The 13,859-nt window shown below is 39.9% G+C and carries 14 protein-coding genes; 13 read left to right on the forward strand and 1 reads right to left on the reverse strand.

Translation table 11 applies throughout. From position 1 onward, the window contains the following. The first annotated feature begins 2 nt into the window (after window positions 1-2). The 9 genes from KH400_RS14055 to spo0A all read left to right on the forward strand — a co-directional run bounded on the left by KH400_RS14055 (window position 3) and on the right by spo0A (window position 10,213). Window positions 3-239, forward strand: a complete 237-nt coding sequence (locus KH400_RS14055; protein ID WP_217225842.1) for an exodeoxyribonuclease VII small subunit — start codon at window positions 3-5, stop codon at window positions 237-239. Window positions 240-243: 4 nt separating this feature from the next. Further along, a complete protein-coding gene (locus KH400_RS14060; protein WP_312889192.1) occupies window positions 244-1,137 on the forward strand; it encodes a polyprenyl synthetase family protein in 894 nt (297 codons plus the stop codon). Between the two features lie 735 nt (window positions 1,138-1,872). Continuing rightward, entirely contained in the window at window positions 1,873-2,478 is a 606-nt protein-coding gene (locus KH400_RS14065; protein ID WP_217225562.1) for a CNNM metal transporter family protein, read from the forward strand. Window positions 2,479-2,493: 15 nt separating this feature from the next. Beyond that, a complete protein-coding gene (gene dxs, locus KH400_RS14070) occupies window positions 2,494-4,383 on the forward strand; it encodes a 1-deoxy-D-xylulose-5-phosphate synthase (RefSeq protein WP_217225564.1) in 1,890 nt (629 codons plus the stop codon). A gap of 3 nt (window positions 4,384-4,386) precedes the next feature. Further along, window positions 4,387-5,214, forward strand: a complete 828-nt coding sequence (locus tag KH400_RS14075) for a TlyA family RNA methyltransferase (protein WP_217225566.1) — start codon at window positions 4,387-4,389, stop codon at window positions 5,212-5,214. 209 nt (window positions 5,215-5,423) lie between these two features. Further along, window positions 5,424-5,873 (forward strand): transcriptional regulator AhrC/ArgR, encoded by a 450-nt coding sequence (gene ahrC, locus KH400_RS14080; protein WP_217225568.1) that lies wholly within the window; start codon window positions 5,424-5,426, stop codon window positions 5,871-5,873. 28 nt (window positions 5,874-5,901) lie between these two features. After that, on the forward strand, window positions 5,902-7,635 hold the full coding sequence (gene recN / locus KH400_RS14085) for a DNA repair protein RecN (protein ID WP_217225570.1): 1,734 nt from the start codon (window positions 5,902-5,904) through the stop codon (window positions 7,633-7,635). Between the two features lie 113 nt (window positions 7,636-7,748). Continuing rightward, window positions 7,749-9,062 carry a SpoIVB peptidase gene (spoIVB, locus tag KH400_RS14090; protein WP_217225847.1) on the forward strand — a complete coding sequence of 438 codons (1,314 nt, stop codon included), beginning with the start codon at window positions 7,749-7,751 and terminating at the stop codon, window positions 9,060-9,062. Window positions 9,063-9,418: 356 nt separating this feature from the next. Then, window positions 9,419-10,213, forward strand: a complete 795-nt coding sequence (gene spo0A, locus KH400_RS14095) for a sporulation transcription factor Spo0A (protein WP_217225572.1) — start codon at window positions 9,419-9,421, stop codon at window positions 10,211-10,213. Window positions 10,214-10,490: 277 nt separating this feature from the next. On the opposite strand, the gene KH400_RS14100 is transcribed toward spo0A, so the two are convergent. After that, complete coding sequence (locus KH400_RS14100) at window positions 10,491-10,673, reverse strand: hypothetical protein (RefSeq protein WP_217225574.1); 183 nt, start codon at window positions 10,671-10,673, stop codon at window positions 10,491-10,493. A 57-nt stretch (window positions 10,674-10,730) separates the two neighbouring features. On the opposite strand from KH400_RS14100, the gene steA reads away from it, so the two are divergent. Genes steA through KH400_RS14120 form a run of 4 tightly spaced genes read left to right on the forward strand, consistent with a single transcriptional unit; the run spans window position 10,731 to window position 13,853 of the window. Continuing rightward, complete coding sequence (steA, locus tag KH400_RS14105) at window positions 10,731-11,930, forward strand: putative cytokinetic ring protein SteA (protein ID WP_217225576.1); 1,200 nt, start codon at window positions 10,731-10,733, stop codon at window positions 11,928-11,930. Window positions 11,931-11,939: 9 nt separating this feature from the next. Further along, the gene (locus KH400_RS14110) at window positions 11,940-12,404 is read left to right on the forward strand and encodes a hypothetical protein (protein ID WP_217225578.1); all 465 of its coding nucleotides are present in this window, start codon (window positions 11,940-11,942) and stop codon (window positions 12,402-12,404) included. Next, entirely contained in the window at window positions 12,397-13,065 is a 669-nt protein-coding gene (locus tag KH400_RS14115; protein ID WP_217225580.1) for a glycosyltransferase family 2 protein, read from the forward strand. The genes KH400_RS14110 and KH400_RS14115 overlap by 8 nt, the downstream gene beginning before the upstream one ends. Further along, on the forward strand, window positions 13,062-13,853 hold the full coding sequence (locus tag KH400_RS14120; RefSeq protein ID WP_217225582.1) for a hypothetical protein: 792 nt from the start codon (window positions 13,062-13,064) through the stop codon (window positions 13,851-13,853). Before KH400_RS14115 ends, KH400_RS14120 begins: the two co-directional genes overlap by 4 nt. Window positions 13,854-13,859: the final 6 nt, after the last annotated feature.

Here is a 13,859-nt window from a genome sequence, read left to right on the forward strand (position 1 = left end):
TGATGAGTGAACAAAAAGAAGTGCAAGTAACATTTGAGCAAGCGATTGAACAATTGGAGTCAGTTGTTGAAAAATTAGAACAAGGTGATGTACCACTAGAAGAAGCGATATCGATGTTCCAAGAAGGCATGTCGTTATCAAAAATATGTCATGATAAACTTGCAAGCGTAGAAAAGCAAATGGACCAAATTTTAAATGAAGATGGTGAAATTGAAATAACGTCGTTTCAGGAGGAATAGTAAAGTGACTGAGCATAACTTAAAGTCCTTTTTAGTTGATAAGAAAAAACTCATCGATGATCTTTTGCCGCTTCAGATTGAACGATTGAAAGCTCCGGAAAATCTTAAAGAGTCAATGCTATACTCCCTAAATGCAGGGGGGAAAAGGATCCGTCCCGTTTTGTTATTAGCAACTTTAAATGGATTTAATCATGGGGATGAACGTGGATTAGACGTTGCTTGTGCAATTGAGATGATTCATACGTATTCGCTTATTCATGATGATCTCCCAGCAATGGATGATGATGATACACGAAGAGGGAAGCCAACAAACCATAAAGTGTATGGTGAGGCACTTGCGATATTAGCTGGAGATGCTTTACTCACATACAGCTTTGAAATGATTTCTTCCATTATGCACCCGCAAGTGACAGCGGAGATGAAGATGAAGCTTGTCCAACAGTTAGCACAAGCAACAGGACCAGAAGGTATGGTCGGGGGACAAACAGCGGATATGGATGGGGAAGATAAGGCGTTAACGGTAGAACAGCTAGAATATATACATAATCATAAGACAGGTGACTTACTAACATTTGCAGTAGTGGCAGGTGCGATTTTAGCTGAAGCTTCTGATAAAGATATCGAATATCTCAAAAAATTCGCTAACCAACTAGGTCTAGTTTTTCAGATTAAGGATGATATCTTAGACATCGAAGGTGATGCGAAGACACTTGGTAAACCTGTTGGTAGCGATACAAGCAACCATAAAAGCACGTATCCGAGCTTGTTGACATTAGAAGGCGCGAAGCAAAAATTAAATGATCATACGAAACGTGCCAAAGAATATCTATCTAATGTAACAATGAATACGTCATTGTTAGAAGAAATCACTGATTATATTGTGAGTCGAGATCATTAATGATACTCATCGCTCATCGAGGTGGTTGAAGTTACCACAATCGATTTTCGTTGAGTCTTTCCACTAACCCATGATATAATTTAGATTATAATTGAGTGGTGCGGTATTCTAGTCAGTCCTCCATTCTTGAGGGCGGGCCTAAAAATCCGCCGAAGGGCACATCGATGAAGTTTCTGGTGTCGGCTTGAAGCGCCCAGCTTTGGGTCGATGCTGGGAGTAAGACAGTAGGGCGATCCACAAAGGCATGTGGGCGTTGACCCTCCTGTCGCGGAGGCCTCGTTTGATGACATGATGTTTCATGTTATCGTGAGGTATAAACCTGCCATGACAAACATAGGCAGTTTGTCAGCAGCGTAGCCTGCCTTGAGTGGAGTTGGAGGGGATTATGGGACCTTGGATTTCATTTGTCGGCCAACAAATGAGACTCATTGCCATATGAAATCTGCTCTGCAAAAGAGGATAAAAGAATGGGAAGGGGCTGCTGAGGAAAACTCCTAGACTGTTCGTAGAGACATTTAAAGAGGATTATAGTGTGGACTAAGTGGTAATCCAGTCTAGCGATTGGCGACAACGCTAAGGTGGAGGTAAAGGGAAACCGCCAGGGCGGCGACGCCTCGGTCTCTGCTTGGGAAAGCCTACTGGACCTAAGCCACAGTGTTTACTCTTTAAATGACCACTCAACCGTACATAACGAAACTAATTTGTAACATAAAGTTAGGGTGTCGATGAATATAAATGAAACAATCTCTTTCAAAATCGATTAAATGGAGCCTAGGAATTGCCGTTATCACACTGGTGTTAGCGGCTATTTTTTCAATTGTCTCTACGTTTTTATTGAGTGGGGTAACTTGGGGAATTGGGATGTTAATCGTCCTAATTATTGTTTTGACAGGTATCTTTTTTGATACCATTGGGGTTGCGGCAACAGCAGCCAATGAAGTTCCCTTCCATTCAATGGCAGCAGAGAAATTGCCAGGCGCCAAGCATGCGGTCTTAATTACACGTAATGCGGACCGATTTGCCAGCTTTTGTAACGATGTCATTGGTGACATTTCTGGTATTATTAGTGGGACGGCGTCTGCTTACGTGGTTCTTCAACTTGCTTTGCAAATGGGGTATCATGAGGGTTCGTTGCAACAATCAACGATCGCAGTTATTTTTACAAGCATTATTGCAGCGCTTACTGTTGGTGGGAAGTCAATTGGAAAAACATTAGCGATTCAATACTCGACACCGATCATATATCAAGTTGGTAGATTATTATTTCTATTAGAGGTAAAATTAAAGATAAATTTATTAAATCGAAACGTGAAAACCAAAAAAAATGGCAAAACAAAATGAAAGTGAGGGTTTTTCATGGATGTAGAAACGATAAAAGACCCCAGATTCTTAAAAAATTACTCGACCGGACAACTTGAAAGCTTATCGAAGGACATACGCGAGTTTTTAATTGAAAAATTATCGGTGACAGGTGGCCATTTAGGCCCGAATTTAGGTGTTGTTGAACTTACACTTGTCCTTCATCACCTTTTCGAAAGTCCAAAAGATAAAATTATCTGGGATGTCGGTCACCAGGCGTACGTTCATAAAATTTTAACTGGTCGTGCAAATCGATTTGATGAGCTCCGCCAATATAAAGGATTGTGTGGATTTCCAAAACGAGATGAAAGCGAGCATGATGTTTGGGAAACGGGTCATAGTTCGACTTCATTATCATCAGCGATGGGGATGGCTGTTGCCAGAGATATAAAAGGTACTGATGATAATGTCGTTGCCGTTATTGGGGACGGTGCCCTCACTGGAGGAATGGCTTTAGAAGCTCTCAATCATATTGGCCATGAACAAAAGGATTTAATTGTTGTTCTAAATGATAATGAAATGTCAATTGCTCCGAATGTCGGTGCCTTGCATAATGTGTTAGGCCGATTGAGAACTGCGGGTAAGTACCAAAAAGCAAAAGAAGAGCTTGAATTTCTTATTAAGAAAATCCCTGCGTTTGGTGGGAAGCTTGCAACAACGGCTGAACGTGTGAAAGATAGCTTGAAATACTTGTTAGTATCTGGAATATTCTTTGAAGAAATGGGCTTTACGTATTTAGGACCAGTTGACGGACACGATCTTGAAGATTTAAAAGAGAATATTCAGTATGCGAAGAAGACAAAGGGACCTGTCCTTATACATGTCCTCACGAAAAAAGGAAAAGGCTACGCGCCTGCTGAAAATGATGCTAAGGGAACTTGGCATGGCCTCGGTCCATATAAGATTGAATCCGGAGAAGTCGTAAAAAAGCCTGGTCCACCAAGCTATAGTGGCGTTTTTAGTGAATCGCTAAAGAAATCAGCGAGAAAAGATGATCGGATCGTTGCGATTACTGCTGCGATGCCAGGTGGAACAAAGCTCGACCAGTTCGCACAAGAGTTTCCAGATCGAATGTTTGATGTAGGGATCGCGGAACAACATGCAACAACGATGGCTGGGGGACTTGCAACACAAGGGTTGAAGCCGGTGTTTGCGGTATATTCAACGTTTTTACAACGAGGTTATGATCAAGTCGTGCATGACATCTGTCGTCAAAACTTAAATGTATTCTTTGCGATCGATAGAGCTGGTTTAGTTGGTGCAGATGGAGAAACGCACCAAGGTGTATTCGATATCGCCTATTTACGTCATATTCCAAATATGACCATTTTGGCACCTAAAGATGAAAATGAATTACAGCATATGGTCTATACGGCAACACAATACGATGATGGACCAATTGCTGTTCGTTATCCAAGAGGGAATGGGTATGGTGTGAAGATGGATGAAGAATTAAAAGAAATTCCAATTGGAAAGTGGGAGGTTCTCCAAGACGGGGCAGATGTTGCGATCTTAACTTTTGGTACGATGATCCCTGTAGCCACTGAAGCTGCTGAATTACTGGAAAAAGAGGGTATTTTTGTAAAAGTGATTAATGCCCGTTCGATTAAACCGCTAGATGAACCAATGCTAACAGAACTTGCGGAGCAAAACACTCAGGTGATTACGCTTGAAGAGGCTTCGGTTCAAGGGAGCTTTGGGAGTGCGGTGCTTGAGTTCTTCCATGACAGTGGTTATCATGACATGACGGTTAAACGATTGGGGATACCAGATCGATTTATAGAACATGGAAGTGTCCCTCAATTATTAGAAGAAATCGGTTTAACAACAAACCATGTCGTTGATCATGTAACAGAAATGATTCCAAGGAAAAAACAAAGGGCGTAACAAATGACAAAAAAAGAACGAGTAGATGTGTTACTTGTCGAGCAAGGGTTAGTTGAAACAAGAGAAAAAGCAAAGCGTTCCATTATGGCTGGCATTGTCTATGCTGAAAATGAGCGGATGGATAAACCGGGGATGAAGATTGATCGTCATACAGCGCTTAGAATAAAGGGGCAAGTGTTACCTTATGTTAGTCGTGGCGGTTTGAAGCTAGAAAAAGCGCTAAAAAGCTTTTCGTTAGATTTGCATGACAAAACGGTCATTGACATTGGGGCTTCAACAGGTGGTTTTACAGATTGCGCACTCCAACACGGAGCAAAGCTCGTCTATGCACTTGATGTCGGTTATAATCAATTGGCATGGAAGTTAAGGGAAGATGAACGTGTCGAGGTGATGGAACGAACAAATTTCCGCTATGTAACGCGAAACGACTTAACACGAGGTTTACCCACATTTGCTACCATTGATGTGTCATTCATATCGTTACGATTAATATTGCCAGTTTTAAAAGAACTGTTAATGCCAAATAGTGATGTCTCAACCCTTGTTAAACCTCAGTTTGAGGCCGGACGAGATGAGGTCGGGAAGAAAGGAATCGTTCGTGAGCCGCGGACTCATGAAAAAGTCCTCGAAGATATGATTCAGTTTGCATTGCAAGAAGGTTATGATGTCAAAGGCATAGACTTTTCACCAATAACCGGTGGTGAAGGAAATATTGAATTTTTGCTTCACTTACATTGGACAAACAGTGAGAATCTCGGGAAGTATCTTAGTGACCAAACACCTAAAGAGATCGTGAGTGAGGCACACCAACAGTTCCAACGTTCGAAATAATAGGAGGGGTGCTCTGAAAGGTTATGTATAGCCTTTCAGGGGCCCTTCTTCTTTGTGTATAGGGCTAGAGGAGAGGTTCATTTTTATTCACTTTTTGTTATGTTTATTTGTATATTTCCTTCTAGTAAGTTATTATACATATAGAACCGTTATACATGAACTGAATATGTTTGCATATATTTCACACTTTTTGCAGGAGGAACGATCAAATGAATAAAGGGCAGCGTCATATAAAAATACGAGAAATCATTACGAATAATGAGGTTGAAACGCAAGATGATTTGGTAGCAGAGTTAAAAAATGCCGGTTATAATGTTACACAGGCAACCGTATCACGTGACATTAAGGAGCTCCACCTTGTTAAGGTACCGATGATAGATGGACGTTATAAATATAGCTTACCAGCAGATCAGCGCTTTAACCCTTTACAAAAATTAAAGCGAGCATTGATGGATAGCTTCGTTAGTATCGACCGATCCGATAACCTAATTGTTATGAAAACGCTACCGGGAAATGCCAATGCTGTTGGGGCTTTAATCGACAATTTAGATTGGAGCGAGATCCTCGGAACCATTTGTGGTGATGATACGATCCTTATTATTAGTCGATCGAAAGAAGAGAGTCCGATTATTACTGAACGTTTTTTAGAAATGTTATAGAACAACCTCTAAAGGGACGTGATTAGAGATGTTAGTCGAATTATCCATTAAGAATTTTGCAATAATTGATCAGTTAACACTTTCTTTTGAACGAGGTTTAACTGTACTCACTGGGGAAACGGGTGCAGGAAAGTCAATTATTATTGATGCGATCGGCCTCCTTATTGGTGGACGAGGATCGGCGGAATTTGTTCGTCACGGAACAAAACGTGCTGAAATTGAGGGATTATTTACATTGGATGATCAACACTCATCCCTAGAAAAAGCACGTGAATTAGGAATTGAAGTTGAAGATGACATGTTAATTTTACGTCGTGATATTACAAAGCAAGGGAAAAGTATTTGCCGAATTAATGGGAAATTAGTGACGATAGCAATTTTGCGTGAAATTGGACAAAGTCTGGTTGATATTCATGGACAGCATGAACATCAATCGTTAATGCAAACGGAGCGCCATATTTCACTGCTTGATCAATTTGCCAAAGAACAACTAAATGAAACTTTAAATGAATATCAGCAACTTTATAAATCGTTTCGACAATTGTCTGAACAGTTGAAACAGTTAACTGAAAACGAGCAACAAATGGCCCACCGTTTAGATTTGATTCAGTACCAATTAGCTGAAATAGAAAAGGCGGGATTACAGCCTAATGAAGATGAAGAATTACAAGCGGAAAAGTACAAACTAGCCAACAGCGAGAAGCTGTATAAAGCTCTTCATGATGGATATCATAGCTTATACGGAGAAGGTAAAAGTTTGGAGTGGCTTTCTTTAGCTATGGGGCAACTGGAAGAAGCCGCTACAATTGATAAGGATTTACAAATGTTACACGAAACGATTAGCAATTGTTTTTATTTGTTAGAAGAAGCAACCTTTTCGATTCGCGATCATTTTGAAGGGCTAGAGTTTGATCCGAATCGATTGGAATTTATTGAAGTTCGTTTAAATGAAATTAACGGTTTAAAACGGAAGTATGGAGAAGACGTTATTGAAATTTTAGAATATGCAGCCAACATCGAAGAGGAAATTGATTCCCTTATGAATAAAGACGACCGGGTACAGAAGCTTCATGGTCAACTAGAAATGATCGCATTGGACCTTCTTGTTGAAGCGAATGCGTTAACAAAATGCCGTGAACGTGCAGCAGAATTATTAATTGCTGCTGTTCATGACGAGTTGCAGGCTCTTTATATGGAAAAAACGCGGTTTCAAATCGAAATAACCGAACGTGAAGCGACAATGAAAGACCCTGTGATTGAGGGAAAACCGCGACACTTTGGTGAGGATGGAATTGATAAGGTCGAATTTAAGATATCAACGAATCCTGGTGAGCCTCTAAAACCGCTAGCAAAAATTGCTTCCGGCGGTGAAATTTCCAGAATTATGCTAGCCTTAAAAACGATTTTTTCAAGTCATCAAGGAGTCACGTCGTTAATTTTTGACGAAGTCGATACCGGGGTAAGTGGGAGAGTCGCTCAAGCGATTGCAGAAAAGATTCATAACATATCGATAGGCTCCCAAGTGTTATGCATTACCCACCTCCCTCAAGTTGCAGCTATGGCCGATACACATTTATATATTTATAAGGAGCAACAAGGCGATCGAACAGAAACAAGGGTCACGTCTTTAGATATCGATGAAAAAATCGGAGAAGTGGCGAGAATGATCTCGGGTGTTGAAATTACTGATTTGACAAAGAAGCATGCTCAAGAGTTGCTTGATTTAGCAACTAAAATAAAAATCCAATCGATGAAAAGCTAACCAATAAAGGCTAGCTTTTTTATTATTCAGCTGTTATAAATGACCGGTTGAAAGGTAACATTAGTAGTACAGCCATGATGGAGGTGTGGTAAGGAGCGAGGAGAGTGAATCGATTGAAGGCAGAAAAAATTAGAAAAGTTATTGGTGTTATTCTCCTTGTTTTAGTCGTTGGAATTGGATTTATTAAGCCAGTTCAAGAATATGTGAACATTCCAAATGAACTTGTGATGTTCGAAGGACAAAAAACAGAACTATTTTCCGTTTTACCAGCTTTTAGTGATGCAACGCTGAAGGCTAATAAAGATTTTTTAGTTTTTGATAAAAAGAAGGATGAATCTCTAGGTGAGGCTGTCACTGTCATGGGACAGCAGCAGGGGGATGCGGACGTGACTGTGGAAATGGGAGGATTTCCGGTCAAAAACGTGGATGTAGATGTATTACCAGAGATCAAAGTCATACCAGGTGGGCAATCCATCGGGGTGAAATTAAATACGGTAGGCGTTCTAGTTGTGGGGCATCATTTAGTGCAAACAGACGAGGGTGAAAAATCACCCGGTGAACTTGCAGAAATTGAAGTCGGTGATATGATTACTAAAATCAATGGTGAGCCGATCGAAAAAATGAGTCAAGTCGCTTCGTATGTACAAGATGCTGGCGAAAAAGGTAAAGAGCTTGAAATGGAAATAAATAGAGAGCAAGAAACATTAACAAAAAAATTAAAACCATTAAAAGCAAAAGGTGAAGATTCGTATCGAATGGGTTTGTATATTCGTGATTCTGCAGCCGGAGTAGGTACATTAACCTTTTATGATCCGGAATCAAAAAAGTATGGGGCTCTAGGTCATGTGATTTCAGATATTGATACAAAAAAGCCGATTACTGTAAATGATGGGCAAATTATTCGCTCTTCAGTTAAGTCAATCGAAAAAGGGGCAAATGGTGACCCAGGCGAAAAGCTGGCTAATTTTTCAAAGGAACGTCAAGTATTAGGGACAATTACTAAAAATAGCCCATTTGGGATTTTTGGTGAGCTAACTACAGATGAAGTCAGAAATAATGTTCAAGATCAAGAAATGCCAATTGCACTAGCTTCTCAAGTAAAAGAGGGTCCCGCAAAAATATTAACGGTTGTTGAAGGAGAAGAAGTTAAAGAATTTGATGTTGAGGTCGTAAGTTCGGTTCCGCAAAAGTTCCCAGCAACAAAAGGAATGGTAATAAAAGTTACGGATTCTAAGCTATTAGAAGCAACAGGCGGGATTGTCCAAGGAATGAGTGGGAGTCCGATTATTCAAGACGGCAAAGTGATTGGGGCTGTAACCCATGTTTTTGTCAATGATCCAACTTCAGGATACGGAGCCCACATCCAATGGATGTTACAGGAAGCGGGAATCGATATTGGGTTAGATAATGAAGCGAAGGCGAGTTAAAGAAAACTCGACTTCGCTTTTTTGTGATAGTGCGTGAAACTGGGTGCTTATATGTGGAAAAGACCCGAATAACGGCTACTTCTCTAAGAAAAAATGTGATATGATTAATATTGGAATAAATATGACATATAGTTGTAGAAAAAACAAACAGTTACGATTCTTTTTCGACAAAACATACCCTGGATTAATTGTCAATTATCGAATAACGTCGAAAAACAGAGTATTTACGTTTAAATAAAAGATAAAGCAGATTTTGTTTAGAAAAATAAAAAAATAAAAGGAATTTTCATGTGATTGTCGAAATTCTATAGTGGGGAAAAGCAAAAAAGATTAAAAATAATTTAGGAGGCTTGCTCGTGGGAACAGTTAAAGTGTGTGTTGCTGATGATAATCGAGAATTAGTAAATTTATTAAATGAGTACATATCTGCTCAGGAAGATATGGAAGTTGTTGGAGTAGCTTATAACGGTCAAGAGTGTTTGACGATTGTTGAAGAAAAAGAACCTGATGTTCTTATCCTTGATATTATTATGCCTCATTTGGATGGTTTAGCTGTATTAGAGAAAGTAAATCAAGCAGGCTTAAAGAAACGACCGAATATTATTATGTTAACAGCATTTGGTCAAGAGGACGTGACGAAAAAGGCTGTTGATTTAGGAGCTTCATATTATATTTTAAAGCCTTTTGATATGGACACTTTGATCAACAATATTCGAGAGGTAAGTGGACAGAAGCAATCCTTTGTACAAAATTCTGTTCAATTACAGACGCCACAAGCGAAGGCGGAAGATAAGCCTTTAAACCTTGATGCAAGCATAACTAACATCATTCACGAAATTGGTGTGCCGGCCCATATTAAAGGGTATATGTATCTGCGTGAAGCGATTACGATGGTCTATAATGACATTGAACTTCTTGGATCTATTACGAAGGTTCTCTATCCTGATATTGCGAAGAAGTTTAATACGACGTCTAGTCGAGTAGAGCGTGCGATCCGACATGCGATTGAAGTGGCTTGGAGTCGTGGTAATATTGAATCTATTTCTTCGTTATTTGGCTACACGGTAAGTGTGACGAAGGCGAAACCAACGAACTCGGAGTTCATTGCGATGGTTGCAGATAAATTAAGAATTGAGCATAAAGTAAGTTGAGCGAAAAACATGTAAACGAAATCATAATTCCAAAACACCTTTCTTCTATTTGATTGTTCAAATGGAGAAAGGTGTTTTGTTTTTTTAATACTATATGGCGGAGTGGCTTCGGGGGAGAAAAATACTGAAGCAAGTTTACTCGCACCCCCTTAGGATGAAGTTAGTAGAGGAATGCACAGGAATAGAGGGAGCTAGGGCTATTCTGAGTGTGCGCTAGCTAGGGGGAGACCAAAAGAATAGCGGCTTTAATCCCACTTCCATCCACTCATATATTATTTTAGCGTTGCTCTTCAACGACATGTCGCTTAAACAGTTCGATGATTGCATCAGTCCCTACACTTAATGGCCGTACCGTTTCAATATCTCCAGAGGCTGGATGGTATGTAATCACAAATTCTTTATCGTTATATATCGTTTGATAGACTTCTCTACCGCTGTCGCGTTCAATTAATTCGAACATATCAGTTTCCTCCCTTTAATACGTTTTATTTATATTGTTTTCTAATACACATGAGTTATGCAAAAACTTCTAATGAGTGAAAAAGGTGTGATTGGCTCATACTATACGAAAGCAATACAGCAAGAGAGGCGATCCATGTTGAAGCACTTGAAAATGATAGCTGGTATAGCGTACCAGGACAATAAAACGAAAGCTTTGATTAAGAGAATTCCGCGGAATGCAGTTGCGGTTGTTTGTCATCGCGATATTGATGCCCTAGCAGCAGAAGGGTTAATTCATTCTCAAGTAAAAGCAGTAATTAACTTTAATGAATCAATGACAGGTACGTATGATCACGATGGCGTATGGAAGCTGTTAGAAGCTGGTATCCCAGTTTTTGATGCCTTTGGTCCGAAGCAAGATTTAGATCATCAGTATATTCACATCATAGATGGTGAATTGTATGTGCGAAATAATGGAACTTATGAAAAGGTAGCAGAAGTTTTTCAATATAGTTTTAATGTGGTTATACAAAGGAAAAGGCATGCCTGGAATAACCTATCTGAGCAATATAGGGCTTTTGTTAATAATTCATTAACGCACGCTGAAAAGGAACTGCATCAATTTTTACACCCTATTGTTCAATTATCATTGCGAAAGAAAATGGAAGGGAAGGATGTATTAATTGTTGCTAGGGGTGAAGGCTATATGGATGACCTTAAGGCGTTCAAACGGTTGAGGGGTAAAAAAGAGGTTGTCATTATAGCTGTTGATGGAGGTGCTGATGGATTACTCGCATGTCGTATGAAACCGGATTTTATTATCGGTGATATGGATTCGGTCAGTCGCAAGGCATTGACGGCAGGGGATCCACAGTTAATCGTTCATCGGTATTTGGATGGATCTTCTCCGGGAGAGGTACGGTTAAAACAGTTAGGGTTACGAGTCGACGCGATAACGTTTGTGGGAACCAGTGAAGATGTCGCACTCATTTTTTCCTATTGGGCAAAAGCGAACAAAATTTATATGATTGGTACCCGTTCGAGTATGAATGAGTTTTTAGAGAAAGGGAGACCAGGAATGGGTTCAAGTTTACTTGCGCGGATTCAGGCTGGGCATAAAATTGTCGATTTGAAGGGGATCCGTCATGTGATCAATGAAAACGACTACCCAATGCCAAAATTAGTGGCATTGCCTGCGTTCCTTTTATTCGCTCTTTATTTTGCAAGTCCTAAAATGGAACTATTAATCACAATAATTTTGCAAGTGATAAGGTAGGATGATGATATGTGGAAACAAACAGTACAGATGTATATGGCAATTGGAGCAGCTGTCGCTGTCGGCATAATGATCGGGGTTCTCTTTGATAAGGAATGGTTGACAGAACAGCAACTCGCATATATTCAAAGTTTAAGGCAAGAAAATTCAGTCCTAAGTCAAGAGAGGGAACAGTGGTTAGCATATGTTGAGGACGAATTAAAGCATATGGATGTTTTTGTTTCAGGAGACCGACAAAATGATGATCTCCTATACCATCTATTATCACAAGTTGGAATTAAAGCAACGACCATTCAAGAGCTTGATCCTGTCATGGAACGAAAGGGGATATTGATTACAATGGGGGAAGAACTAGATCTTCATGAGAATGAACTGCCTCACATTGCATTAGAACAGATCCCTAATGATGGGCAAGATGTGTTGCAGTTATATGTTGCTTTGCTTCGTCTTAAAGGAGAGGTGTCTGATGGATAAGGTTAGTGTAGTGGTTCCAGCCTATAATGAAGAGCATTATATCGGTGAAACCTTAAATACACTAAAGCAATGTAGTTGGGCAGAAGAAATTATCGTTGTAAATGACGGTAGTCGTGATCGAACCGGAGAGATTGCGGATGTACATAGTGACAAATCGGTTCATTTAGAGAGGAATTATGGAAAATCCTATGCCATCAAACAAGGATGGAAACGAGCGAGTGGGGATATCATTGTTTGTATAGACTGTGATCTTGGGGCATCTGCAGCAGAGGCGGAAAAGTTGATTCAGCCACTGTTGACATATTCATTCATTGATGTTGTTATTGGCCGTCTTGCTGAACCGAAAAAAAGGGGGTTCGGTCTTTTAAAAAAACGGACACAACGATTGGTGTTAAAGAAGACGGGTTGCTGGCTTACGGCTCCATTATCAGGACAGCGGGCGTTTCGGAGGAGGTGGCTTCCGTATATTCAACTTGATCATGCCACTGGCTTTGGTGTTGAAGTGGCGATGAACATACGCTTGTTGCAAGCGGGAGCTACTGTTGTTGAAGTGGATACAGATATCAAACACCGTGAAACAGGGAAAGATTTGAAGGGGTTTATCCATCGAGGTAAACAATGGCTAGATATTGAGAAAACGATCTGGAGTGTATCAATATGATTGTGCTTATCTTTTTAGTTCCTATTTTAACGTATTTATTCATGCGTGTTTTTAAAGCATTTGGTTGGACAACGACGAATTTTGAGGGGAAAGATATACCTTATAGCCTCGGACTGATTGTCGTTTTTTCTTTTATAGTGTTTTCTCTCGTTGCGCCCATTGAGAATCAAGCATCTTCTCTTTATAGTTTTTTGTTTATTACGTGTATTTGGTTCATAGGTTTTATTGATGATCGTTTTGGGGATTTAGGGCCAAAGGGGCTTCATGGTCACTTTAAATATTTACTAAAGGAAGGGAAAGTAAGTACAGGATTACTTAAGGTAGTCGGTACGGTAGGCGTTAGTTTCTTTTATTTATTCGTGTATTTGCAACCGGCAACGATTGCTGAGGGGGTTCGCTACGCTGCTTTGTTGATTTTAACACCTCATATCATGAATTTATTTGATACAAGACCGCTGCGTGTTTGGAAGATAACGTTGTTGCATTCGTTCCTTTTTTTATCGTTCATTGACTTGCTGCCCTTTTCATTTACTGTCTTTTTATTAACGGTTTTCTTTGTCCTTTATGTATTTGAAGGGCATCAATTAGCGATGTTAGGAGACAATGGGGCAACTTCGATTGGTGCGGTGCTTGCCTTGCTAACCATTTTATACACTGATGTTCAGGTTCAATGGTCCGCTGTTGCGGTTTATGCGCTATTAACCATCATAGCTGAAAAATCATCATTTAGTTACTGGATCGAAAAGACACCGCTATTAAAACGGCTTGACCGTTGGGGATTATCATAAATGAAT

The organism is Desertibacillus haloalkaliphilus (genome assembly GCF_019039105.1).
Taxonomy (GTDB): Bacteria; Bacillota; Bacilli; order Bacillales; family KJ1-10-99; genus Desertibacillus; species Desertibacillus haloalkaliphilus.

Excerpts from the sequence above, each read along its gene's own strand:
- KH400_RS14055 (WP_217225842.1), top strand. The coding sequence starts at position 3 with ATGAGTGAACAAAAAGAAGTGCAAGTAACATTTGAGCAAGCGATTGAA.
- KH400_RS14065 (WP_217225562.1), top strand. The coding sequence starts at position 1,873 with ATGAAACAATCTCTTTCAAAATCGATTAAATGGAGCCTAGGAATTGCC.
- dxs (WP_217225564.1), top strand. The coding sequence starts at position 2,494 with ATGGATGTAGAAACGATAAAAGACCCCAGATTCTTAAAAAATTACTCG.
- KH400_RS14075 (WP_217225566.1), top strand. The coding sequence starts at position 4,387 with ATGACAAAAAAAGAACGAGTAGATGTGTTACTTGTCGAGCAAGGGTTA.
- ahrC (WP_217225568.1), top strand. The coding sequence starts at position 5,424 with ATGAATAAAGGGCAGCGTCATATAAAAATACGAGAAATCATTACGAAT.
- recN (WP_217225570.1), top strand. The coding sequence starts at position 5,902 with ATGTTAGTCGAATTATCCATTAAGAATTTTGCAATAATTGATCAGTTA.
- KH400_RS14100 (WP_217225574.1), bottom strand. The coding sequence starts at position 10,673 with ATGTTCGAATTAATTGAACGCGACAGCGGTAGAGAAGTCTATCAAACG.
- steA (WP_217225576.1), top strand. The coding sequence starts at position 10,731 with ATGCAAAAACTTCTAATGAGTGAAAAAGGTGTGATTGGCTCATACTAT.
- KH400_RS14110 (WP_217225578.1), top strand. The coding sequence starts at position 11,940 with ATGTGGAAACAAACAGTACAGATGTATATGGCAATTGGAGCAGCTGTC.
- KH400_RS14115 (WP_217225580.1), top strand. The coding sequence starts at position 12,397 with ATGGATAAGGTTAGTGTAGTGGTTCCAGCCTATAATGAAGAGCATTAT.
- KH400_RS14120 (WP_217225582.1), top strand. The coding sequence starts at position 13,062 with ATGATTGTGCTTATCTTTTTAGTTCCTATTTTAACGTATTTATTCATG.